Source organism: Mesorhizobium sp. USDA 4775 (genome assembly GCF_054062655.1).
Genome location: NZ_JBSSFM010000001.1, coordinates 2,194,866 through 2,216,226 on the forward strand (window position 1 = coordinate 2,194,866; position 21,361 = coordinate 2,216,226).

Below are 21,361 nucleotides of genomic sequence, written 5' to 3' on the forward strand. Positions count from 1 at the left end.
CAATCCCGGGACTAGAATACAGTCGAGGCCCGGCAGGGCCGGGCCTCGTCGCCTGGACGGAGAGGGCAGGAGAATAGGCCCCCGTCGCTATTCTCCGCCGCCAAGCGAATGTACGTAGACTGCGAGCTCCTTGACCTTGGTCTCGCCGAGACGGTCGATCCAGGCTGGCATCACGCCGTGTTTCGGCGCGCGCACCTGGGCGGCGATGGCTGCCTCGCCGGACCCGTAGAGCCAGATGGCATCGGTCAGATCGGGGGCGCCGAACTCCCTGTTGCCTTTCGCGTTGGCGCCATGACAGGCCACGCAGTTTTCCGCGAAGACCTTGGCGCCGGGCTCGATCAGACTTGCGTCCTGGACCTTGCCGGAGAGGCTCGCCACGTAGGCGCTGACCTGTGTGATTTGCTCGGGCGTGATGATGTCGCCAAAGCCCGGCATCTCGGAGATGCGTGTGTCCGGGTCGGACGCGAAGCGGATGCCGTGCGTGATCGTCTGCTGGATCTGGTCGGCCTTGCCGCCCCACAGCCAGTCGTCGTCATTCAGGTTGGGAAAGCCCTTGGCCCCCTGTGCGCCCGAGCCATGACACTGAACGCAATTGACCTTGAATGTGGCTCCGCCGGCCGCGACCGCGAATTCACGGAGGGCATCGTCGGCGGCAATCTCGGACACGGTCTTCGATTGAATTGCCGCGACATACTTGCCCTTCGCAAGTTCGGCCGCCGCCAGCTCGTTCTTGACGTCATTTCGGCTCGAATAGCCAAGCAGCCCACTCGTCGCGGAGGACAGCATCGGCCATGCCGGATAGGCGATGGTGTAGCCGATAGCCCAGGCGATGGTGATGTAGAAGGTTATCACCCACCACCTGGGAAGAGGGTTGTTGAGTTCCCTGATGCCATCCCATTCATGGCCGGTCGTCGAGATGCCCGACACGTCGTCGATATGCTCTGTGCTCATGATCAGTCATCCTTGAGGGGAATGCGGGCGGCTTCATCGGCCTGGCTGCGGCCGCCTGGTCGAAGTGCGAAGGCAATGCATCCGACAAAAAAGAGCGCCATCGCCAGCAAGCCCCAACTGTCAGCGAATTCCCGCATCAGATTGTAGTCCATGGTCGTCCTCCTCAGCGGTAACCGGCGGCTTCGTCGTAGTGTTTGAAATCGACCAGCGTGCCGAGCATCTGCAGATAGGCGACAAGCGCGTCCATCTCGGTGACCTGCTGCGGATTGCCGTCGAGATCGCCGACCTTCGCTTTCGGATAGCGGGCCAAGAGGCCGGATGTGTCGGCGTTGGGATCGGCCTGCGCCGTCAAATCGGCGTTGGCGTTCGCGATCATGTCGTCGGAGTAGGGGACGCCAACGCGCCTGTTCGCAACCAGATGCGTCGAGAAGTCCTTCACCTCGATCGGCTTGTCTTTGAGAAAGGCATAGCCCGGCATGATCGATTCCGGCACCACCGATCGGGGATCGGACAGATGCTGCACATGCCACGTGTTCGAGTAGCGGTCGCCGACCCGGGCCAGATCCGGCCCGGTTCGCTTTGATCCCCATTGGAACGGGTGATCGTACATCGACTCGGCCGCCAGGCTGTAATGACCATAGCGCTCGACCTCGTCCCGGAATGGCCTGATCATCTGGCTGTGGCAGAGGTAGCAGCCCTCACGCACATAGATATTGCGGCCGGCGAGTTCGAGCGGCGAGTAAGGCCGCATGCCTTCGACCTTCTCGATCGTATTGTCGAGATAGAAGAGCGGGGCGATCTCGACGATGCCGCCGACCGTCACCACCAGAAGGGAACCAACGAGAAGAAGCGTGGCGTTCTTCTCGATGATCGCGTGTCTGTCCATCAAGCCCATTTCTGGCTCCTATTGTGCAGGCTGGAGAGCGGGAACGGAGCCCGGCAACGGTTGCTCCTGGCGCTGGTGGCCGAGGATCGTCATGGTGATGTTCCAGGCCATGATCAGGGCGCCGGACAGGTACATGGCTCCGCCGATGGCGCGCATGACGTAATAGGGATGCATGGCGGCGACGGTTTCGGCGAAGGAGTAGACCAGGAAGCCCTGCTCGTCGTATTCGCGCCACATCAGGCCCTGCATGATGCCGGAAACCCACATGACCGCGGCGTAGACGACGATGCCGAGTGTCGCCAGCCAGAAGTGCCAGGTCACGAGGCGCAGCGAGTAGAGGCGTTCACGGTTCCACAGCTTCGGCACCATGTAATAGATCGCGCCGAACGAGATCATGCCGACCCAGCCGAGTGCGCCGGAATGAACGTGGCCGATGGTCCAGTCGGTGTAGTGGCTGAGCGAGTTGACCGACTTGATCGACATCATCGGGCCTTCGAAGGTCGACATGCCGTAGAAGGCGATGGCGATCACCATCATGCGGATGATCGGATCGGTGCGGATCTTGTCCCAGGCACCGGACAGCGTCATCAGGCCGTTGATCATCCCGCCCCATGACGGCATCCAGAGCATGATCGAGAACACCATGCCGAGCGTCTGCGCCCAATCGGGCAGGGCGGTATAGTGGAGATGATGCGGGCCAGCCCAGATATAGAGGAAGATCAGCGCCCAGAAGTGGATGATCGAAAGGCGATAGGAGTAGACCGGCCGGTTGGCCTGCTTGGGCACGAAGTAATACATCATGCCGAGGAAGCCGGCCGTCAGGAAGAAGCCGACCGCATTGTGGCCATACCACCATTGCGTCAGCGCATCCTGGACACCGGAAAATGCGGAATAACTCTTCGAGCCCAGGAAGGAGGCCGGCATCGACAGGTTGTTGACCACATGCAGCATCGCGATGGTCACGATGAACGACAGGTAGAACCAGTTGGCGACGTAGATATGCGGTTCCTTGCGCTTCAGGATCGTGCCGAGGAACAGGAGGAGATAGGCGACCCAGACGATGGTCAGCCAGATGTCGACATACCATTCAGGCTCGGCGTATTCGCGGGATTCGGTAATGCCGAGCAGATAGCCGGTGGCCGCCATGACGATGAAAAGCTGGTAGCCCCAGAACACGAACCAGGCGAGATTGCCGCCGAAAAGCCGGGCGCGGCAGGTGCGCTGCACCACATACATTGACGTGCAAAGCAGAGCGTTGCCGCCGAAGGCAAAAACGACGCCGGATGTGTGCAGCGGCCGCAAGCGCCCAAAATTGAACCAGGGCTGGATGTTGAGATCCGGGTAGGCAAGCTGCAGCGCGATGACCACGCCGACGAGCATGCCGACCACGCCCCAGAACATGGTGGCGATGGCGCCGTAGCGGATCGGCCCATCCATATAGGCGGACGGATCGATCCGCGCTGCCGGCGCGAAACTGGTCTTGCGCAGAAGAATAGCGATAAAGCCCAGCAGCACGATGAACAGCACCCACATATGCTGGCGGAAAGGCTCATCCACGCCAAAGCCGGCGGCCACCAGGGCCGCGAATGCAAACAGGCTTAGAGCCACAGTTTCAGTGCCGAATTTCATGACATGTCCCCGACCTCGGATTCCGTGCGCGGAAAACAATCCGCATCAGCACCAATTCCTCAGCCGGGTTGCCGGCGCCTTGATCCATGTCAAAGCCCACCGCGTTATCATTGGGCAGCGTAAGCCTTGTGAAAGACCGGAGGCTGACATTGAATTCGGAGAAAGTGCGAGGATCGTCGCTGTTTGAAAACTACCGGGACATCTCCACGCTGGCCGGGCGGGAGGCCGTCCCGACCGCTGTGATGCGGCGTGCGCATGACGAGAAACTCCGCCTTTGCGATGCTTTGGAAAAAATCGCGGACGCTCTGCCGGGTGTTGATCGGATGATATGCCTCAGCACAGCCAACTCGATCGTGCCGCTTCTGCGCAGTATCCATCAGTACGAAGAGGCGATCATTTTTCCGGCTTACGAGGAGGCGGTGGTCGGCAGCGAGGCGAACCTTGCCTCGACCCGACGATTGCGGGCCGAGCATGTGGAAGACGAATGCTTTGCCGGTGAGGTGACTGAAATCCTGCTGGCCATCGGACATGGCGAGACAGTCGAGAATCCCGAAGCCATCGGGTTCATGTTGCGCGGCCTGTTCGAGAACTTGCGCCGGCACATCGCGTTTGAACGCGAGCACGTGCTGCCGATGATCGGGATCGCTGATTGAGGTCAGGCGCCAGAGCGGCCGGCCAAGCGGGTAAGGCTGGTCACCGTTACATGTCGATTGTTCTCGGTCCGGATTAGCCCATCTGTCCGCAGCCGGGTCAACTGGCGGCTCACCGTCTCGATCGTCAGGCCGAGGAAATCGGCGATGTCGGCGCGTGTGAGCGGCAGCTCGAAGCTCGTCGCGTTGGTGGCCGGATCGAGCGTGGGATCGATGTTTCTGGCAATCATCAGGAGGAAGCTCGCCACTTTTTCGGCGGCCGTCTTGCGTCCCAGCGTCACCATCCAGTCGCGTGCTTCGTCAAGCTCGTTCAATGTCTGCTTGAGCAGGCGATGCTCGAGCTCTGGCGATTCCCTCATCATTCTCTCGATGGACGCTCTTGGAAACGAGCACAGGGAGACGGCCGTTGCCGCTTCGGCGTTGATAGCGCTTTCCACCTTGAATGGCCGCCCCAGAAAATCGGGAGCAAACTGAAGCCCGACAATCTGTTGGCGACCGTCCGAAAGGCTTTTCGTCAGCTTCACCACGCCGGAAAGCACGTTGGAATAGCTGTCGACGGTCTCGGCGTCGCCAATCAGTTCCACGCCCGGTTCAATGGTGTGCTTTGACGAAATCTTGGCGAGCCCGACCAATTGATCGGCGTCGAGCGCACCGCAGACGCCGCGATGCCGCGCCTCGCATGATTGGCAAAGCACGGGAATGCCGGCGCTATGAACATCTTGACGCACTGTCATCACGATCGTCCCATGGCCCTGGGTATCGGCAAGATAAGTGTCGGCCATTGAAAAAGCCTTGTGACAGTTTGTCCGGTGCAAAGGCTTTGACCGAAATCAAGGCATTGGCGCGCGATTGCGGCCATTGCCTGACCTTGCAAACACAGGGAAAGCGACATGCAACCGGAAGTGGCCGCCAGGCTTGGCGAAAATGTACCGCGCTACACGAGCTATCCGACGGCGCCTCATTTCCACCCGGGGGTTGATGCGACTGTCTGTCGGACTTGGCTCGAAGCGCTCGAAAGCCATGACGAGATATCGCTCTATCTGCATATTCCCTACTGCGACAAGCTGTGCTGGTTCTGCGCATGCCACACCAAGCAGACCCGGCACTATCAGCCGGTGGCAAATTTTCTACACTCCTTGCATAGAGAGATCGAGACGATTGGCAGCCTCGTGCGCGGCAAGGGCCGGGTGCGCGCCATCCATTTCGGCGGCGGCTCGCCGACGATGCTGAAGCCCGAGGACATCCTGTCGCTGGGAAAAGCGCTGCGGGATCGTTTCGATGTGCTCGACGATGCCAGCCTCAGTGTCGAAATCGATCCCAGCGACATGGATGAGGCCCGGCTCGACGCCCTCTGCGCGATCGGCATGACGAGAGCGAGCCTCGGCGTTCAGGATTTCGATCCCAAGGTGCAGCAAGCCATCAATCGCGAGCAAAGCTTCCTGCTGACCAAGAGCGTGGTGGACGCCGTGCGGGCGCGTGGCGTGAATTCGGTGAACCTCGACCTGCTCTACGGACTGCCGCACCAGACCCTTGAGAGTGTTGCCCGGACCGTCGCCCAGGCGTTGACGTTGCAGCCCGACAGGCTGGCGCTATTCGGCTATGCACATGTTCCCTGGTTCAAGAAACATCAGACCATGATCGACGAAGCATGGCTCCCCGATTCTGCCGGACGGTTGGCGCAATCGCAGCTCGCCGCCCGGCTGATCGTGGACGCCGGATACGAGGCCCTGGGCCTGGACCATTTCGCCAAGCCGAACGATACGCTCGCCATCTCGGCTCGCACCGGCAAGATACGTCGCAATTTCCAGGGCTATACAGAGGACAATTGCGAGACGCTGATCGGGCTCGGGCCGTCCGCGATCAGCCGGTACCGCCAGGGCTACGCCCAGAACATCGTCGCAACCGGCGCATACGAGAAGGCCGTGGATTCCGGACAGCTGGCAGTGGCGCGCGGCATCGAGCTCAGCGTCGACGATCTGGCGAGAGGCTGGATCATCGAGCGTCTGATGTGCCATTTCGCCTTCTCGGCCATCGAACTGGTCGAACGCTTCGGCGACGTCGGCCAGCGACTCCTGGCCCTAGCAAGTCGACTTGCGATCAGCGGCGGCGACCTGCTGCTTCGGCTCGACGGCGAAAACTTCGTCGTGCCGAAGGACAGCCGCCCGCTTGTCAGGACGGTGGCAGCGAAGTTCGACAAGTACCTCGAAGCCGGCACGGCCAGGCATTCAGTGGCGGTCTGAGCGCCTGTCCGGTCAGAAGTGCTCGCCGACCCTGAACGGGCCGATACGCGTTCCCGCCGCGATCAGATAAGCGGTCGACCAGCCGATGAGCAGAAATCCGTTCACGCCCTCGAGCGCCGCCAGGACGCGCCAGCCATGGGCGGGAACCACGTCGCCATATCCGACCGTCGAAAAGGTGATGGTGGAAAAATAAAGCGCGGTCTCGAAGTCAGGCAAGACGCCGAGTTCAAGATATACGCCGGCCCACAGCCACACCTCGGCCGTGATGACGGCAAAGAGCCCCATGACGACGCTGATCATCGCAATCACTCGGCTGCGCCGGCCATGCATGCGGAAGCGAGCCACGAGGTGCGCCATGGCGTGGGTGATCGCGATGAGGCCGAAGGTGTGGATGAGGACCGTCAGGCTGATGACGATCGTGCCGGCGAACAGATTTATGACCATATGCTGATCGTAGCGGCGCAGCGGCGCTTTGCATTGTGCAAGATCAAACCGATGGAGGCGGCCTTCTTCTGGGGCGCCGGCCAAGATCCGGCATTGCGCAAATATTTCGCGGTCGACTTTACCGAATTACAATCAGTCATCTGCTAAGGTACATCGATATCTCGGACGATCGCCGCCAGGCGAAGGCATGATGCCACGCGTCTGTTTTCTGGTGCGTCCTTTCACCGAGGCAAAGGGGAAGCAGCCCGATGCACCGACATCACATCTGAACGGCGCAGATCGTCGACCGCGTCAGGAATCGCTTCTCACGACCATTGTCGAGCGAGAACATGCCGCCGCGACCAGGCACCACGTCGATGATCAGATCGGTGTGCTTCCAGGCCTCGAATTGCGAAGCGCCGATGTAGAAGGGCGCGTCTTCGATGTGGCCGAGCAGTACATCGTGGTCGCCGACGATGAAGCCGGCGCGCGGATAGCACATGGGCGACGAGCCGTCGCAGCAGCCGCCGGATTGGTGGAACAGCACCGGCCCATGTTCGGCAACGATCTCCGCGATCAGTTCGAGGGCGGCCGGCGTCGCCGTGACCTTTGCGTGCATGGTCTTTCCGATCTCCAGTCTTGGGCGCGGCCCCTCGCGGAGCCGCGCCTGTGCGACAAAGAGCCGATCAGAAGAAGCCGAGCTTCTTCGGGCTATAGCTGACCAGCATGTTCTTGGTCTGCTGATAATGGTCGAGCATCATCTTGTGCGTCTCGCGGCCGATGCCGGACTGCTTGTAACCGCCGAAGGCCGCATGCGCGGGATAGGCGTGGTAGCAGTTGGTCCAGACGCGGCCGGCCTGGATCGCGCGGCCGAAGCGATAGGCGCGGTTGCCGTCACGTGTCCAGACGCCGGCGCCGAGCCCGTAGAGCGTGTCGTTGGCAATGCTGAGCGCTTCGTCGTCGTCCTTGAAGGTCGTGACCGAAACCACCGGTCCGAAAATCTCTTCCTGGAAGATGCGCATCTTGTTGTGGCCCCTGAACACGGTCGGCTTGACGTAATAGCCGCCCGCCAGGTCGCCAGGCAGAACATTGCGAGCACCGCCGGTCAGCACCTCGGCGCCTTCCTGACGGCCGATGTCGATGTAGGACAGGATCTTTTCTAGCTGCTCGGACGAGGCCTGGGCGCCAATCATCGTCGCCGGGTCGAGCGGATCGCCCTGCACGATCGCTTCGACGCGCTTGAGGGCACGTTCCATGAACCTGTCGTAGATCGATTCATGGATGAGCGCACGGCTCGGGCAGGTGCAGACCTCACCCTGGTTCAGCGCGAACATGACGAAGCCTTCGATGGCCTTGTCGAAGAAATCGTCGTCCTCGGCGACAACGTCCTTGAAGAAGATGTTGGGCGACTTGCCGCCCAGTTCCAGTGTGACGGGGATAAGGTTCTGGCTGGCATACTGCATGATCAGCCGGCCCGTCGTGGTCTCGCCGGTAAAGGCGATCTTGGCGATGCGCGGCGACGACGCGAGTGGCTTGCCGGCCTCGAGGCCGAAGCCGTTGACGATGTTGAGCACGCCTGGCGGCAGCAGATCGCCGATAAGATCGGCCCAGAGCAGGATGGCGGCCGGTGTCTGCTCGGCGGGCTTCAGCACCACGCAGTTGCCGGCCGCAAGCGCGGGCGCAAGCTTCCAGCATGCCATCAGCAGCGGGAAGTTCCAGGGAATGATCTGGCCGACCACGCCGAGCGGCTCGTGGAAATGGTAGGCGACAGTGTCGTCGTCGATCTGCGAAAGGCTGCCTTCCTGGCCGCGCACGGCGCCGGCGAAATAGCGGAAATGGTCGATGGCCAGAGGCAGATCGGCCGCGGTCGTTTCCCGGATCGGTTTGCCGTTGTCCCAGGTTTCGGCGCAGGCGAGGAGATCGAGATTCTCCTCCATGCGGTCGGCGATGCGGTTGAGGATAAGCGACCGCTCGGCCACGCTGGTGCGTCCCCACGCGTCCTTGGCGGCATGGGCCGCATCCAGGGCCGCCTCGATGTCCTGGGCATCCGAGCGCGCCACCTCGCACAGCAGCTGGCCGTTCACCGGGGAGTGGTTATCGAAGTAGCGGCCGGAGCGAGGCTCGGTCCATTTGCCGCCGATGAAATTGCCGTAACGCTTGTCGAAAGGCGCCTTGACCGGGCGTGAGAATTCAACCTTGTTCATGTGTCTTCCTCCCAAAGCTGACGTCGCGGGATGCGACGCTTCGGAAGAGACTTGCGATTTATGCTGCCAATGTCACCGCCCCGGAGACAGCGGGCGGGCGGGATGTGTCGCAGAATTGCGACAGTCCTTTGAGGTTTCGACTGGTCAGTGCGACCTGTGTACATCCAGGCGATTGAGCTTGCGGTGAAGCGTCGCGCGGCTGATGCCAAGCGCCTGGGCTGCGGCCGAGATATTTCCGTCTGCCCGCGCGAGCGCTCGCTGCAGAACACCGCGCTCCGCCTCGGCAAGGACTTCGGGGCCAGCCCAGCCGAGCAGATCGGCCGCGGGCATCGGCTTGTCGAGGCACTGCTGGGTAATTCCAAGCGCAAGGCGAGCCGACCGGGTCGCGCCGACCACCAAATCGTCGGTATCTACAGCGATTAGAGCGCCGGAGCCTTTGTCGGCCACCGGCGCCAGCAAAATGCGCGCCTTGGGGAATGCCATTTTGAAGTTTTCTGCTTCGATCCGACGCGCCGCGTCGATAACGGCCAGCGAAATAAGGTTGGCAAAAGCTTCGGTCAGGTCAGCACGGCAGGAAGACACATCAAGCGCTGCCACCAGATCTCCCTGGTGATCGTAGATCGGAGCCGTGGTGCAGCTGAGCCCCGTATTGCGCGTATGGAAATGCTGGTCGCGGTGGATCGTCAGCGCGCGCTGTTCGACCAGACAGGTGCCGATACCGTTGGTGCCCTCGCTTTGTTCGTTCCAGACGGAGCCAGTCCACAAACCCCAGGAATGAAACGTTTCGTCATCCACGGGCGCGCCGCGCCGTTCGACCGGCACGCCGTCACGATCGGCGAGGAGGACACAGCACCCGACGCCGCCCACCGCAAGATAGAGCCGGTCCAGACTCGATTGGGCAGCCCGGACGAGTGGTTCGATGCGTTGTCGGGCCTGCCCCAGCTCAGTCTCCGTGAGGTAGCGTGGGGAACTGCAGTCGGCTGGATCGAGCCGGTGCAAATTGGAAGACCGTCGCCAGGACGCGACCAGCGCGGATTTCGCCGCCGCGTCCGAAGCGATCGCGGCCTGAATGCGGTCGGCATGATGACCGGATAGGTCCTCGCCCATGCTTCCTCCCAAGACCAGTCTTTCCTTCAGCTAAATCAGGCTTTCCTTCAGCTCCTGGAACATCGCTGCTTCAAGACAAGGTCGCGCTGGTGCCATACCAGATTCGGCTTTCAGTCATGACACTGTCAATTCGACAGAAGAACCAGAGGAGGAGTCATCGAACTGCGATATCCGGCCAAGCCATAGCCCTACTCGCCGAGAACACTCTTTGCTCCTAGGCGTCCATCAGGTGGTTCAAAATCTAGCACAAAGAACCGGGCATTCATTGATCGAGAGCAAAGATCTGCTCATTATGGCCTGGTCGCCGAAATTACCGCCAAGGCATACAGATAACTGCCCTGCAGACGTCGCTGATCGATGTGGAACAATGCAGGAAGATTTCTGATCCCAATCCACGAAAAATCAACAGAATCAAAAATATAAATGTATCTTCCGCGCCTGAAAATATCTTTCAGGAGTGAGTTCCAATGGAGAAGCATCTGGCCAAACTATGCATGAAGTCACCTGGGGTTAAGATCCGAAACCCGCAGATATGCCATTTCACGCCGCCTTTTAATTGGGGAAGGATTCATGATTCTCTTACTTGTCTCTTGACAGAAAGATAAAAAATCATTCGACTGAGAAAACGGCGGCTTGGGGTGCCGATATCAAAAAGAGGCTTCGCCATGAAGCGGGTCTTTGTCGAAGCTATCGGCAGCAAGGTTTCAAGTATCGGTTTTGGCTGCGCTTCGCTTGGCTCTCGCATCGGAGTTCGCAAGGGCATCGAGACCTTGGAACGCGCCTACGAAGCAGGGGTGACCTGGTACGACGTAGCGCCTTCTTATGGCGACGGCATGGCTGAATCGATCTGGGGTGAATTTGCGTCCAGGAAACGCGATCGCGTCTGTGTCTGCACCAAGGTTGGCATGCGCCCACCGAAGACCTCCGCCACCATGCGACTGCTGAAGCCGTTGTCGCGGATAGCTGTGGCGACGGTTCCGGCGCTTAAGCAGCATGCTTCAAGAGTGCGCCCCACGCCTTTCAAGGTGCCGCTGTCTGCGGCGTTGATAAGATCAAGTGTCGAGGAAAGCCTGGGGCGTCTTCGCACGGACTATGTCGATGTCCTCGCACTGCATCGTCCGACCGCCGAAGAGCTTGTTCGCGAGGATATCATCCGGGCCGTGGAGCGCGTGATTCAGGACGGGAAAGCCCGGGCCATCTCGGTCGCGGGAGATCTCGAGGCCGGAATGACGGCTCTCCAGGAATCGCTGCCTTATCGGTTCGTGCAGATTGCCAATACCCCGCTGGAGTCAAACCTCGCCAAGTTGAAGGCGCGCTCTCACCGGCACAGAACGTTCGTAACGCACGGGACATTCTCGGGCCTCAATCGAATCGTCGCGAAATTCAATGCGCGCAAGGAAATACTGGTCGCTCTTGGTGACCTCGGATACCACGGCAGTCCCACTGAAATTGCGATCGCATTTCTCGCCGATTACGCATTCGCAACGAATTCAGCCGGCGTCACCCTGGTCTCCATGTTCAAGAAGGAACACCTCGATTTCAATCTGCGGCGATTGAAGCACGATCCAACACCCGACCGCCTGAATGCCGCCATAGCCGCGCTCGACATGGGTGTGGAAGACTGATCGGCTGGCAGCTTGCCGGGTTATCCAACGACAGGTTTGACTGGCGCAGGAATGCCGAACAGCTATACTGGGAAGATCAAGCCAGTGGGGTCGCCATGAGCAAAGAGTTCAGTGTCGCCGACGCCTATGGTACGGGCCGCGCCATCTTCATGGGACTTGAGTTGCTCGTCGCGCCCGGTGCGCTCGTCCCCCGGCCAGAGACGGAATTGCTGGGCACGACGGCCCTTGGTGTTTTGCATCAAATGAACCTGCCGGCGCCGCGCATCGTCGACATGTGCTGCGGCACTGGCAATCTGGCGTGTGCCATCGCCCACCACATTCCCACCGCACGTGTCTGGGCGAGCGACCTCACCGATGGATGCGTCGACGTGGCGCGCCGCAACGCCGCCCATCACGGCATGGCTGACCGCGTTTCGGTGCTTCAGGGCGACTTGTTCGACGCTCTCTCGGGCCTCGGGCTCGACGGGACGATCGACGTGATCGTCTGCAATCCGCCCTACATTTCGGAAAAGCGGCTAGAGGGCGACCGGGCGCATCTGGTCGAACTCGAGCCGCGCGAAGCGTTCGCGGCCGGCCCTTACGGCCTGAGCATCCACATGCGGGTGATGAAGGACGCGCCACGATACTTGCGGCCTGGCGGCACCCTGCTCTTCGAGGTCGGCCTTGGCCAGGACCGACAGGTGATGGGACTGCTGGAGCGCAGCAAGGCATACGAGAACATCCGCGCTGTGTCGAACGAAGCGGGCGAGGGCCGGGTGGTTCTGGGGCAAGCCAAGGCGCAGGCATGAGCGTGCCGAAAGCCAGAGCAATTGCGCGAACCGGTCCGGGCTTTACGCCGGCAATCAGTTCATCTTGCGGATGATGTATTGCTCGATCCCTTGAATGGAATCGAGGTTTTCAGGCAAGAGCTCGCTGTCTTCCACGATGATGCCAAAGGTCTCCTCGATGAAGCCGATAATCTCAAGCACTCCCGTCGAGTCGACGATGCCTTGATCGAGCAAGGACGTGTCGTTCATCAATGTCTTCACGTCGCTCACGTAGAAATTCGAAACCAGGAAACTGCGGATCTGCTCGCTGTAGATTCCGGTGCGGTCCTTGATCGTCAACATGAATTCGCCCTCTGTAAGACACCATAAATTAAGCGACCTCGTCCCCGAGCCCACCTCATGACAAAGCCGTTTTCTTGAGTTTGCCGGTATCCGTCATCGGCAGGCTGGCCACAACGACGATGGACTTCGGAACCATGAAGTTTTCCAGTCGTTTCTGGCATTCCATCTGCAGCTGTTTTTCGCCGATGGTTCTTCCATTCTCCATCACGACGAACGCCTTCACAGCCTGCCCAAGGAGTTCGTCGGGAACACCGATGACCGCTGCTTCCCGGACACCGGGAATATCCATAAGGGCGTTCTCGACTTCCTTCGGCGCCACCTTCTCGCCTCGCGACTTTATGATCTCGTCACCACGGCCGACGAAGTAGAGGTAGCCCTCCGCGTCCATCCGGCAGTAGTCGCCGGTGTATAGGACCTGCTCGCCGGGCAGCGGGCCGGGTTTGAGCTTCCTGGCCGTCGCTTCGGGCTTGCCCCAGTATCCCTTCATCACTGTCGCGCCGCGAATGACGAGCTGGCCGACGACGCCGGGGGCGACCCGCCTGTCATGTTCGTCAACGATCCACATTTCCGTATTCGGGATCGCAATCCCGACGCTCAACGGCTTTCGCGCGAGATCCTCCGGCGGCAAATAGGTGCAACGCTTGCATTCGGTGAGGCCGTACATCGAATAGATGCGTGCGCTCGAAAACAGCTCCCGAAGCATGAGAATATGCTTGAGAGGCAGGGCCGCCGCGGTGTTCGTCACGTAGCGAATGCTTGAGAAATCCTGATCCTTGAGGGACTTGAGCTCGGAGAGTGCCGCAAAGATGGTCGGCACGCCGGGAAAACCCGTAACCCCCTCTTGCCTGATCAGCCCAAGGACCTGCGCCGGGAAGGCGAACGAACGTTCGAGCACCAGCCGGGCCCCGGTGCGGAAACGCCATGATCATCTGGTACAGGCCGTAATCGAAGGCGAGGGGCAGGACATTGAGGATCACCTCGTCCTCGGCAAGCTCGAGGTAGGAAGCGATCGACGTGCATGCGGTCATCATGTTCCTGTGCGTCAGCATCACGCCCTTGGGTTCCCCTGTCGAGCCGGACGTGTAGATGATGGCGGCAAGATCGATATCGATGCAGCGCCGCGCCGGCGGCTTGGCGCTGGCGGCGACCGCGATGTCCCAGCGTACGGCTTGCGGCAATCGGGAGAGCTCGTCGTCATCGATCGATCCGGAAACGATCGTCCGCAGAAGTGACGGGCAACTGCGCGCCGGTTCGCGGAAGATCGAGTGCAAATGCGCGTCCGTGATCAGCGCCGCGGGTAGGCAGTCGTTGAGCAGATAGTCAAGCTTGTCGCTCTTGGTCAGCGGGTTGACGATGCACACCACCGCATTCGCCTTGAGCACCGCCCAGAAGCTCACCACCGTCTCGACGGTGTTGTCGGCAAAGATCATCACACGGTCGCCGCGCGCGACCCCTGATGCGGCCAAATCTGTGGCGACTGCATTGGCGCGCGCCTCGAGCTCGCCATAGGTGACACGTTGCTTGCCGCACACCAGCGCCACCTTGTCGCCGAGCCGGCCGGCTGAGTGGGCGAGGTAGTCATGCAGCAGGGGTACGGCATCATGCAACATGCAAGCGCTCCTCCCGATGTTCGCGGTCGACGTCGACGCTGAGTCCACGCACGTGGGTTGCACTGGGACAGCTCGCGACAAACTGCTGGTGAAGGAGCTGGGTCGACAGCACGCCGACAAGCGCCATGTTGTCGGCATTGGAAAGATCACCGTCACCGGTCCTGGCCTGGCACTTGTCGAGCAGGCGTGTGACCGAAGCCGGATCGAAAACATTCGCCTTGCGTATAGCCGTCTCCGAAAGCGCTTCGCGAATGTACTCCGGTGCGGCGTCGGCAGCGAAGCAAAGCGCATTGGGTGCCCGGAATGGCTGCTTCTTGCGGGTTACGATCTCGGAGGGCACGATTGGCTCCGCCACGCGTTTCAGCACGTGCTTCTCATCGAGGACACGCAGCTTGTAGGAAGGCGGAAGTGAATTGGCGAGCCTCACAAGTTCATCGTCCAGGAATGGGAAGCGTCCCTCGACGGAGTTAGCCATCAGCATCCTGTCGCCCTGCGAGGAAAGCAGATAGCCCGACATCAACGTCTGGACCTCGAGATACTGGTCCTGCGCAAGAGGGCTCCAGCGCGAAAACGCCTCGGGCAGACGGCCAAGCAACTCCGACACGGCGTCGCGGCGCTGGGATTCGGCGCGCAGATCCGCGGAGAACAGGCGCTTGATGGCGCCGGTGCTGCGCCAGCGCGTATCATGGGCAAAGCCGGGCGCCTCATAGGCCTCGATCCCGCGCCCGAAAAACTGGCGCGCCATCGCTTGCTGTTGCACCGGCGAGCGGGTGAGATACGGGTAAAGCCGCTCCAGGAGGCGTGAGCGTCGTGTCGACGTCGGCTGGCGTCCCCAGAATCGGCGGACCTTGGCTTCGCGGAACAGGTCGTAGCCGGCGAACATTTCGTCGGCACCCTCGCCGGTCAGCACGACCTTGATGCCACGCTCGCGCACCAGCCTCGACAGCAGGAACAGCGGCGCCGGGGCGGTCCTCAGTATCGGGCGCTCGGTGTGGTAGATCACCTCAGGAAAGATTGCCGCGATATCGCCGCGCGAAACCACCACCTCGTGGTGTTCGCTGCCGGTTGCTTCGGCAACCAGCCGCTGGAAGCGGGTCTCGTCATATTCGGCGTCGGCAAAACGCAAGGAGAAGGTCTGGAAGCGTCGGCCGGCGAAGCGCCTTCCCAGTGTCGCCACAAGCGAGCTGTCCAGCCCTCCCGAGAGGTAACACCCCACAGGCACGTCGGCGCGCACCATTCGAAGTGCCGTCGCGGCTTCGAGGGCGCCACGCACGCGGTCCACCGCGTCATCGCACGACCCGGTGAACTCGCCCTGCAGCGCTCCAATATTCTCGGGGTAGGAAGGCTGCCAAAAGACCTGCTCGCGAACAGTGCCATCCTGGTAGATGCGGACATGCCCGGGCACGAGCTCGTGGATTCCCTGAAATACCCCCTGCGGTGGAACGACCGTCCAGAGCGTGAAGGTCTGATCGAGGCCGGCAGGATCAAACGCGCGGGGGATGGTTGGATCGGCGGCGAAAATGGCCTTCACTTCACTGGCGAAATAAAGGCGGCCCGCATGCTCGCAAAAATGCAGGGGGCAAATGCCGAACCGGTCGCGCGACAGGACGAGACGACCTGCTATTGAGTCCCAGATTGCGATCGCCCATTGGCCGTTCATCCGCTCGAAGGCCGCTTCGCCCCACGCGCGATACGCATGCAGCGCGACCTCGGTGTCGCTGCGGGTTCGGAAGCGGTGGCCGAGCGCAATCAGCTTTTCCCGCAGCTCGACATAGTTGAATATCTCGCCGTTGAACACGATCCAGGTCGTATCGCCTGTGTCCGCAAGCGGCTGCTGGCCGCTGGAAAGATCGACGACGGACAGGCGGGCATGCGCCAGCCCCGCGCGTTTGTCCCGGTAAAGGCCGCGCTCGTCCGGACCTCTGTGCGAGAGCGTGCCCACCATTCTCATCAGCGCCTCGCGTGAAGGAGAAGCCGCCGCGGCGTTCAGGGCCACAATTCCAGCGATGCCGCACATTCCCGCTCAATCCTCGCCAATTTCCACGGAGAGCAAAGGCCGTGCGTGAAGATAGTGGGCGGCCCGCCGTTTCGCGTCGATGTCCTTGAAAACCTTCTGCAGCTGGGGCTCGGTGAGGCCGGCAACCGCCGCGACCTCGTCGTTGGCGATCCCTTGGTTCAGGCCGTAGAGGCATAGATCCATCAGATGATAGGGCAGCGCGAAGTAGAACTCCTCCTGGCTTTGCGCCATGGAGAATGTGTCGGTGGTCGGTGCCCGCTGGCGGATTTCCTCGTCCACGCCGAGATATTCCGCGAGCTGGTAAACCTGGGTTTTGTAAAGGTGGACGATCGGCATCACGTCGGCGGTTCCGTCACCCTGCTTGACGAAGAACCCCTGGTCGTACTCAAGACGATTTGGTGTCCCCGCAACCGCATATTTGAGGCGGTCGGCGTGGTAGTATTCCGTCATCTTGCGCAGACGCTGCTTATAGTTGGTTGCGGCGACGATCTGCAGATAGGCAGCAGGCGACAGACGCACCGTGTCGACCTTGCCCTCCGGATCCTGGACGGTGAGCCGGGTGATGTTGAGGCCGTTGCTCTCGAGAACCGGTTCGATCACCAGCTTGCATTTCCAGCCGTCCCCGTAGTCGGGAACGACGGTCCGGATCGCCTCGATCTGCCGACGGTAGGCGCCGACGGCCTCCACTGCCGGGCCTATGTCTTCCAGGATATTCTCAATGCCAAGCTGTGACGCGACCCGGCGGCCAAGTCTCAGGGAGTCGCCGGAGGAATCGCGCTCCGGCATGAACAGGCCCAAGACCTTGTCCTTGCCGAACGCCCGTGTGCACAGGGTCGCGACGACGGAGCTGTCGATGCCGCCGGAAAGGCCGACAACCACTCCGCGACGGCGGAGCGTGCCAAGAACCTGCTTGCGCAAGGTGTCAACGATTCGATCGACCTCCGCACGAGCATCGAGCACCAGCATGTCCTTGCTGAAATGTGAGATCACGTCGATGACAGATCCTCCCTTTTGCGAGACTCGGCCGGGGAGTAGGTCTGCACGACGGCCGTCTCGATGAGCGGGCGGTTGGTGGCAAGATTGGGCTCTACGACAAGGTCGATGTGGTTGCCGATGATCGGAACCACGTCCAAATGTGCCAGAGCACTTTCCCAGCCCAGGGCCCGAGGCATTCCCTCCCGACGGCATCGGAACAAGGTGCCGGAGATGGGCAGGGCCGGTTTGGGTGCCGCGAGCCACTGGAAGAAAGACTGCGCCCGCAAGACTTCCTGCAGTTCCAGTTTGGTTCTGAAGCTTGTCGGGCTGAACTCTCCCTTGCCAAAGCGGTCGAGAATCCTGGCGAGATACGCCTCGCAACCCATGGCGACGGTGATCTTGGCAAGAGCTCGGCAAGCCATCCGGTGGGCGGATATGCGATTGGTGCGAATGCGATGGAATGTGCGGGTAAGTGTTTCCCAATGGTTGCTCGGCTCGTCCAGAAGGCTCGTATCGAGGATACCCAAAAACCTTACCGATCGACCGGCCGCCAGAAGCCGCGCCGCGACCTCGAACGCAACCGCGCCACCAAGCGAATGGCCGAGAAGTCGCACAGGGCCGTCAGGCTGGGCGCGGTCTATCTGCTCGAGTGCGGCGGCAGCCATGGCAGAGAGACTGTTACGTCCGTCCAATATCGCAGCGAGGCCAGGATATCGAATGGGGTTCACCCGGGCGACTTTGCCCATGGCGGCTGCGAACGCAGCCAGGCTCGGACCATAACCGACGGACCCTGGAAACAGGAAAAGAACCGGAGGGTGATGCTTCTTGGCGTGTCGTTCGCCCGCCTGTGCGGATACGACAGCCTCAACCATCTCGTCGAAGCTCATACCGACGGTGAAGGCCTCGAGGCCGAGCTCTTGCCCTATGGCGCTCTCGATCGCCATGACGCAATGCAGCAGCTGCAGCGAATCTCCCCCCGCCTCATCCCAATTTCCAGCCGCAGCGCCCGTGTTGAGAACCTGCATCCACGCGTGCTGCACCATTTGCCTTGGATTCAGTTGGCCTCCTGTGGGGAGCGGTCGGGCAGCGGGCGGCTGGACGGCTGGCGCGGTCTTTCTCTCCGTACGATCCATTTCGGTGAGCGTTGCCAGGTCAACCTTGCCTCCCGGCAAGCGTGGGATCTCCGCGATGGTGTGCAACCGCAAGGGACGCAGCGGCGCCGGCAACGTCGTTCTGACGAGCTGACGGAGCTCCTCCGCGAAAGCAGCCCCGGCGAAGCGCTTTGCAACCGCGAATGCAATGAGTTCCTCGGCCGGCGTCACGATTGCCACGGCATCCGCCACCGAAGGCGCGCAACGCAGGACCCGTTCGAGCTCGGCGGGCTCGACGCGTCGACCATTGATCTTGATCTGGCGCCCCTTGCGGCCGACGATGCGCAACAGGCCATCATCGTCCAGCCGAACGAGGTCGCCCGTCGCAAAAACCCGCACACCGGGATCGTCCGGGTCCGGCCGCGCGGGAATGACGACGCCGTTCTCCCAATAACCAAGCAGAACATAGGGGCTTCTGATCAGAAGCTCTCCACTCTCGCCTGGCCCGACATCGTGTCCTGCTTCGTCGACAATGGCGAATGCCATCCCGGGAAGCAGCCTGCCGACGGGGATCGATGCGTCTTGCTCCGGCCAATCCTGCGGCAGGAACCATTGCGAGCCGGTGGTCTCGGTTGACGAGTAGCCGATCTGGATCAGGCACTGGTCCGAAACGGCTTTGCGCAGCAAGGCGATGTCCGTCCACGATACCTTCTCGCCACCGATCCGGGCCACTCTGAGCGACTGGAAAGCGTCAGGAGGGGCGTCGGTCAACAGTGCTCGAAGCAGCGCCGGCACAAGATAGGCGATCGTCACACCTTCGGCTTGAACCCGAGCACGGACTGCGCGGAGGCCGACCGCCTCCACCTCGAGAAGGTGCAACGTGGCGCCCGTCAGCAGTGCGGTAAAAATCTCCCGGCAACCGGCAATCGTGGCAGGCCCGGTCAGCGGCAGGAAAACGTCATCCGCGTTGATATGGCACGCGTCGACATATTGCCGGACCCGCCACAGCAGGCTGCGTTGGCTGTTGACGATGCCTTTGGGGCGTCCGGTGCTGCCTGATGTGTAAAGCACCATTGCGGGCGCATCGACGGAAACCGAAGGGAGCTGTGGCTGCTGTGATGCCTGTTGACCGTTCGGCGCGACGCCAGCCGCAATATCGATCCATAGGACTTCCTGCGGCAAATCGATTGGGCGAACGTTTCCAGCGCCTATAATGGCGCCGAGGCGTGCGGCATTCACAATCTCGATGATCCGAGAGCCCGGATCTCTCATGTTGAGCGGAACCGAAGGCCGCCCGGCCGCCATACTCGCCAGTATCGCCACAGCGTACCAGGCCGAGTTGGCCTGAAGGATTCCGACCGCCTGTCCTTCGGGAACGACGGCAGCGATACGGTACGACAATGTCTCGACAGCCCTGAAAAGCTCGGAATAAGTCAGGCGATTGACGCCGTCGCCGATCGCGAGCTTGTCGGGATATTGCCTTGCGACGTTTCTAAGGTGATCGAAGATGGGAATGTCAGCAAAACCGGCGCCCATCTGCTGATAGGGGCGCCAGAGGGGTCCCTCTTCGTCAAGAGCATATTCGGGAATATCTGACCATCCGCGGGTCGTCGTCGGTCGACAATCCACCCGCAGGTCTTGATTCACCGCTTCAGACTGCAAATACGCTGAAGACATTCAGGGCCCCACCAAGCTGAACGTCGACCATCACTCGCCACCGAAATCTTTTCATCAATCATTCGGATGATGCCTCAATCTTGATCAGACAGCGCTTTCCCGCCCCCGGCCTCGAGGAAGTTCTCCAATTCCCCTTCAGGAACGGCCGGGCCGCCCGGAGGTCCCCGATCTTGAGACGCTTGCCAAGGGCCAATCCCGCGTGCCTCCGGCATATATGAAAGGTCATTCAAATGAACGTTGGTGTGGCTCGTAATCCGGCTAATCTTTGACATGCAGGCGAATGACTGCTTGCTCGGAGACATTTGGGCATTGCGTGATGATCATCGAGTTGTTTGGGCCGCCTGGTGCAGGCAAGACCACACTTCTTCGCGGCCTCTGCCAGGGGATGGCGAAACACGGCATCAACGTGAAGACAGTGAACGGGTATCGCCTGATTGAATATGGGTCGGCCCAGGAAGATGGTCCGGAAGTACGCCATGGCATTGGGCGCATTGGCAAAAAGATTGCCACCTCCGGCCCAGTCTTGCTGTCGACCCTGCCGAAGGATGGTGTCGCGGCGCGGCTTCTGGCGTCAATCCCACTACGAAGCCGCACATGGTCATGGCGCATGAAGGTCGATATCGCCCTGCTGTGCGAGTCATGGCGTCAAGCGCAGCAATCGGAAGGTTATTTCATTTTCGAAGAGGGCCTAATCCAGGCTTTATGCGCGCTGGTTGTGCTGGCGCGAACTCCAAGCATTGACGTGGTTCGTGACTGCCTGGCGTTCATGCCGCGACCAGACCTCCTTATCCAGCTCGATGCGCCGCAGGAAACGCTGCGCCGCCGTCTTATGGATCGGCATGCCCAGCAACCGCTCCTGGAGGTCCTCCTGTTCGAACTCGGCGTGGACAGGGGCTTGAGGCAGGCCAATATCTCAAGGGAGATCGGCAAGTGCCTGCGTCAGGATGGATGGCCCTTGATACAAGTCAACGGTGCTGAACCTCACGACCTCGACAAGATCATCGCGCGAGTCTTGGAAGAGTACGAGACCGTCCCGGGTTGACCAAGGCGATAAAAGCCATAAACACTGGCTTGGCTGGTGATCATGAAGTGGTGGGGACCTCACTTCGGCCGAGCAGCAGGCGTGTTGGCCGTGGACCTGTGCGACGTTGCCAATGCAACTGGCCG

General features: G+C 61.0%; 19 protein-coding genes and 1 pseudogene. 6 read left to right on the plus strand and 14 right to left on the minus strand.

Going from position 1 to position 21,361, the window contains the following annotated elements; genetic code table 11:
• Nucleotides 1-87 precede the first annotated feature (87 nt).
• Genes ccoP through ccoN form a run of 4 tightly spaced genes read right to left on the minus strand, consistent with a single transcriptional unit; the run spans nucleotide 88 to nucleotide 3,466 of the window.
• Nucleotides 88-951 (minus strand): cytochrome-c oxidase, cbb3-type subunit III, encoded by an 864-nt coding sequence (gene ccoP, locus ACVILI_RS10575; protein ID WP_038644772.1) that lies wholly within the window; start codon nucleotides 949-951, stop codon nucleotides 88-90.
• Nucleotides 952-953: 2 nt separating this feature from the next.
• Nucleotides 954-1,103 (minus strand): CcoQ/FixQ family Cbb3-type cytochrome c oxidase assembly chaperone, encoded by a 150-nt coding sequence (locus ACVILI_RS10580; protein WP_019860163.1) that lies wholly within the window; start codon nucleotides 1,101-1,103, stop codon nucleotides 954-956.
• Nucleotides 1,104-1,114: 11 nt separating this feature from the next.
• Nucleotides 1,115-1,846, minus strand: a complete 732-nt coding sequence (gene ccoO / locus ACVILI_RS10585; protein WP_019860160.1) for a cytochrome-c oxidase, cbb3-type subunit II — start codon at nucleotides 1,844-1,846, stop codon at nucleotides 1,115-1,117.
• Between the two features lie 9 nt (nucleotides 1,847-1,855).
• On the minus strand, nucleotides 1,856-3,466 hold the full coding sequence (gene ccoN / locus ACVILI_RS10590; protein ID WP_019860158.1) for a cytochrome-c oxidase, cbb3-type subunit I: 1,611 nt from the start codon (nucleotides 3,464-3,466) through the stop codon (nucleotides 1,856-1,858).
• 242 nt (nucleotides 3,467-3,708) lie between these two features.
• Here ccoN and ACVILI_RS10595 point away from each other — a divergent pair, with 242 nt between their 5' ends.
• The gene (locus ACVILI_RS10595) at nucleotides 3,709-4,119 is read left to right on the plus strand and encodes a hemerythrin domain-containing protein (protein ID WP_038652171.1); all 411 of its coding nucleotides are present in this window, start codon (nucleotides 3,709-3,711) and stop codon (nucleotides 4,117-4,119) included.
• A gap of 2 nt (nucleotides 4,120-4,121) precedes the next feature.
• Here ACVILI_RS10595 and ACVILI_RS10600 read toward each other — a convergent pair whose 3' ends face one another.
• Nucleotides 4,122-4,850, minus strand: a complete 729-nt coding sequence (locus tag ACVILI_RS10600; RefSeq protein ID WP_027047203.1) for a Crp/Fnr family transcriptional regulator — start codon at nucleotides 4,848-4,850, stop codon at nucleotides 4,122-4,124.
• A 156-nt stretch (nucleotides 4,851-5,006) separates the two neighbouring features.
• On the opposite strand from ACVILI_RS10600, the gene hemN reads away from it, so the two are divergent.
• On the plus strand, nucleotides 5,007-6,356 hold the full coding sequence (hemN, locus tag ACVILI_RS10605) for an oxygen-independent coproporphyrinogen III oxidase (RefSeq protein WP_038644774.1): 1,350 nt from the start codon (nucleotides 5,007-5,009) through the stop codon (nucleotides 6,354-6,356).
• Between the two features lie 12 nt (nucleotides 6,357-6,368).
• Here the strand turns inward: hemN and ACVILI_RS10610 are convergent, their stop codons facing one another.
• Nucleotides 6,369-6,800, minus strand: a complete 432-nt coding sequence (locus ACVILI_RS10610) for a potassium channel family protein (protein WP_010914202.1) — start codon at nucleotides 6,798-6,800, stop codon at nucleotides 6,369-6,371.
• Here ACVILI_RS10610 and ACVILI_RS10615 point away from each other — a divergent pair, their 5' ends adjacent.
• Nucleotides 6,801-6,947: a hypothetical protein gene (locus tag ACVILI_RS10615; RefSeq protein WP_171903263.1), complete on the plus strand. Its 147-nt coding sequence runs from the start codon at nucleotides 6,801-6,803 to the stop codon at nucleotides 6,945-6,947.
• Between the two features lie 112 nt (nucleotides 6,948-7,059).
• Here the strand turns inward: ACVILI_RS10615 and ACVILI_RS10620 are convergent, their stop codons facing one another.
• The 3 genes from ACVILI_RS10620 to ACVILI_RS10630 form a co-directional block, all read right to left on the minus strand.
• Nucleotides 7,060-7,398, minus strand: a complete 339-nt coding sequence (locus ACVILI_RS10620) for a DUF779 domain-containing protein (protein WP_010914203.1) — start codon at nucleotides 7,396-7,398, stop codon at nucleotides 7,060-7,062.
• 67 nt (nucleotides 7,399-7,465) lie between these two features.
• Entirely contained in the window at nucleotides 7,466-8,983 is a 1,518-nt protein-coding gene (gene adh, locus ACVILI_RS10625) for an aldehyde dehydrogenase (RefSeq protein ID WP_019860147.1), read from the minus strand.
• A gap of 144 nt (nucleotides 8,984-9,127) precedes the next feature.
• A complete protein-coding gene (locus tag ACVILI_RS10630; RefSeq protein WP_038644777.1) occupies nucleotides 9,128-10,090 on the minus strand; it encodes a GAF domain-containing protein in 963 nt (320 codons plus the stop codon).
• A gap of 665 nt (nucleotides 10,091-10,755) precedes the next feature.
• Between ACVILI_RS10630 and ACVILI_RS10635 the strand changes: the two genes are divergently transcribed.
• Both ACVILI_RS10635 and ACVILI_RS10640 read left to right on the plus strand, forming a co-directional pair.
• Entirely contained in the window at nucleotides 10,756-11,715 is a 960-nt protein-coding gene (locus ACVILI_RS10635) for an aldo/keto reductase (RefSeq protein ID WP_038644779.1), read from the plus strand.
• Nucleotides 11,716-11,810: 95 nt separating this feature from the next.
• Entirely contained in the window at nucleotides 11,811-12,503 is a 693-nt protein-coding gene (locus tag ACVILI_RS10640; protein ID WP_019860143.1) for a N5-glutamine methyltransferase family protein, read from the plus strand.
• Nucleotides 12,504-12,557: 54 nt separating this feature from the next.
• On the opposite strand, the gene ACVILI_RS10645 is transcribed toward ACVILI_RS10640, so the two are convergent.
• The 5 genes and pseudogenes from ACVILI_RS10645 to ACVILI_RS10665 form a co-directional block, all read right to left on the minus strand.
• Nucleotides 12,558-12,824 carry an acyl carrier protein gene (locus tag ACVILI_RS10645; protein WP_019860142.1) on the minus strand — a complete coding sequence of 89 codons (267 nt, stop codon included), beginning with the start codon at nucleotides 12,822-12,824 and terminating at the stop codon, nucleotides 12,558-12,560.
• Nucleotides 12,825-12,879: 55 nt separating this feature from the next.
• Nucleotides 12,880-14,434 (minus strand): annotated as a pseudogene (locus tag ACVILI_RS10650) (class I adenylate-forming enzyme family protein).
• Complete coding sequence (gene asnB, locus ACVILI_RS10655) at nucleotides 14,424-16,451, minus strand: asparagine synthase (glutamine-hydrolyzing) (protein WP_038644781.1); 2,028 nt, start codon at nucleotides 16,449-16,451, stop codon at nucleotides 14,424-14,426. Before asnB ends, ACVILI_RS10650 begins: the two are co-directional and overlap by 11 nt.
• Before the next feature lie 6 nt (nucleotides 16,452-16,457).
• Complete coding sequence (gene nadE / locus ACVILI_RS10660; protein ID WP_083246621.1) at nucleotides 16,458-17,441, minus strand: NAD(+) synthase; 984 nt, start codon at nucleotides 17,439-17,441, stop codon at nucleotides 16,458-16,460.
• On the minus strand, nucleotides 17,438-20,194 hold the full coding sequence (locus ACVILI_RS10665; RefSeq protein ID WP_038644783.1) for a non-ribosomal peptide synthetase: 2,757 nt from the start codon (nucleotides 20,192-20,194) through the stop codon (nucleotides 17,438-17,440). The genes nadE and ACVILI_RS10665 overlap by 4 nt, the downstream gene beginning before the upstream one ends.
• A gap of 316 nt (nucleotides 20,195-20,510) precedes the next feature.
• On the opposite strand from ACVILI_RS10665, the gene ACVILI_RS10670 reads away from it, so the two are divergent.
• The gene (locus tag ACVILI_RS10670; protein WP_038644785.1) at nucleotides 20,511-21,236 is read left to right on the plus strand and encodes an AAA family ATPase; all 726 of its coding nucleotides are present in this window, start codon (nucleotides 20,511-20,513) and stop codon (nucleotides 21,234-21,236) included.
• Nucleotides 21,237-21,361 lie beyond the last annotated feature (125 nt).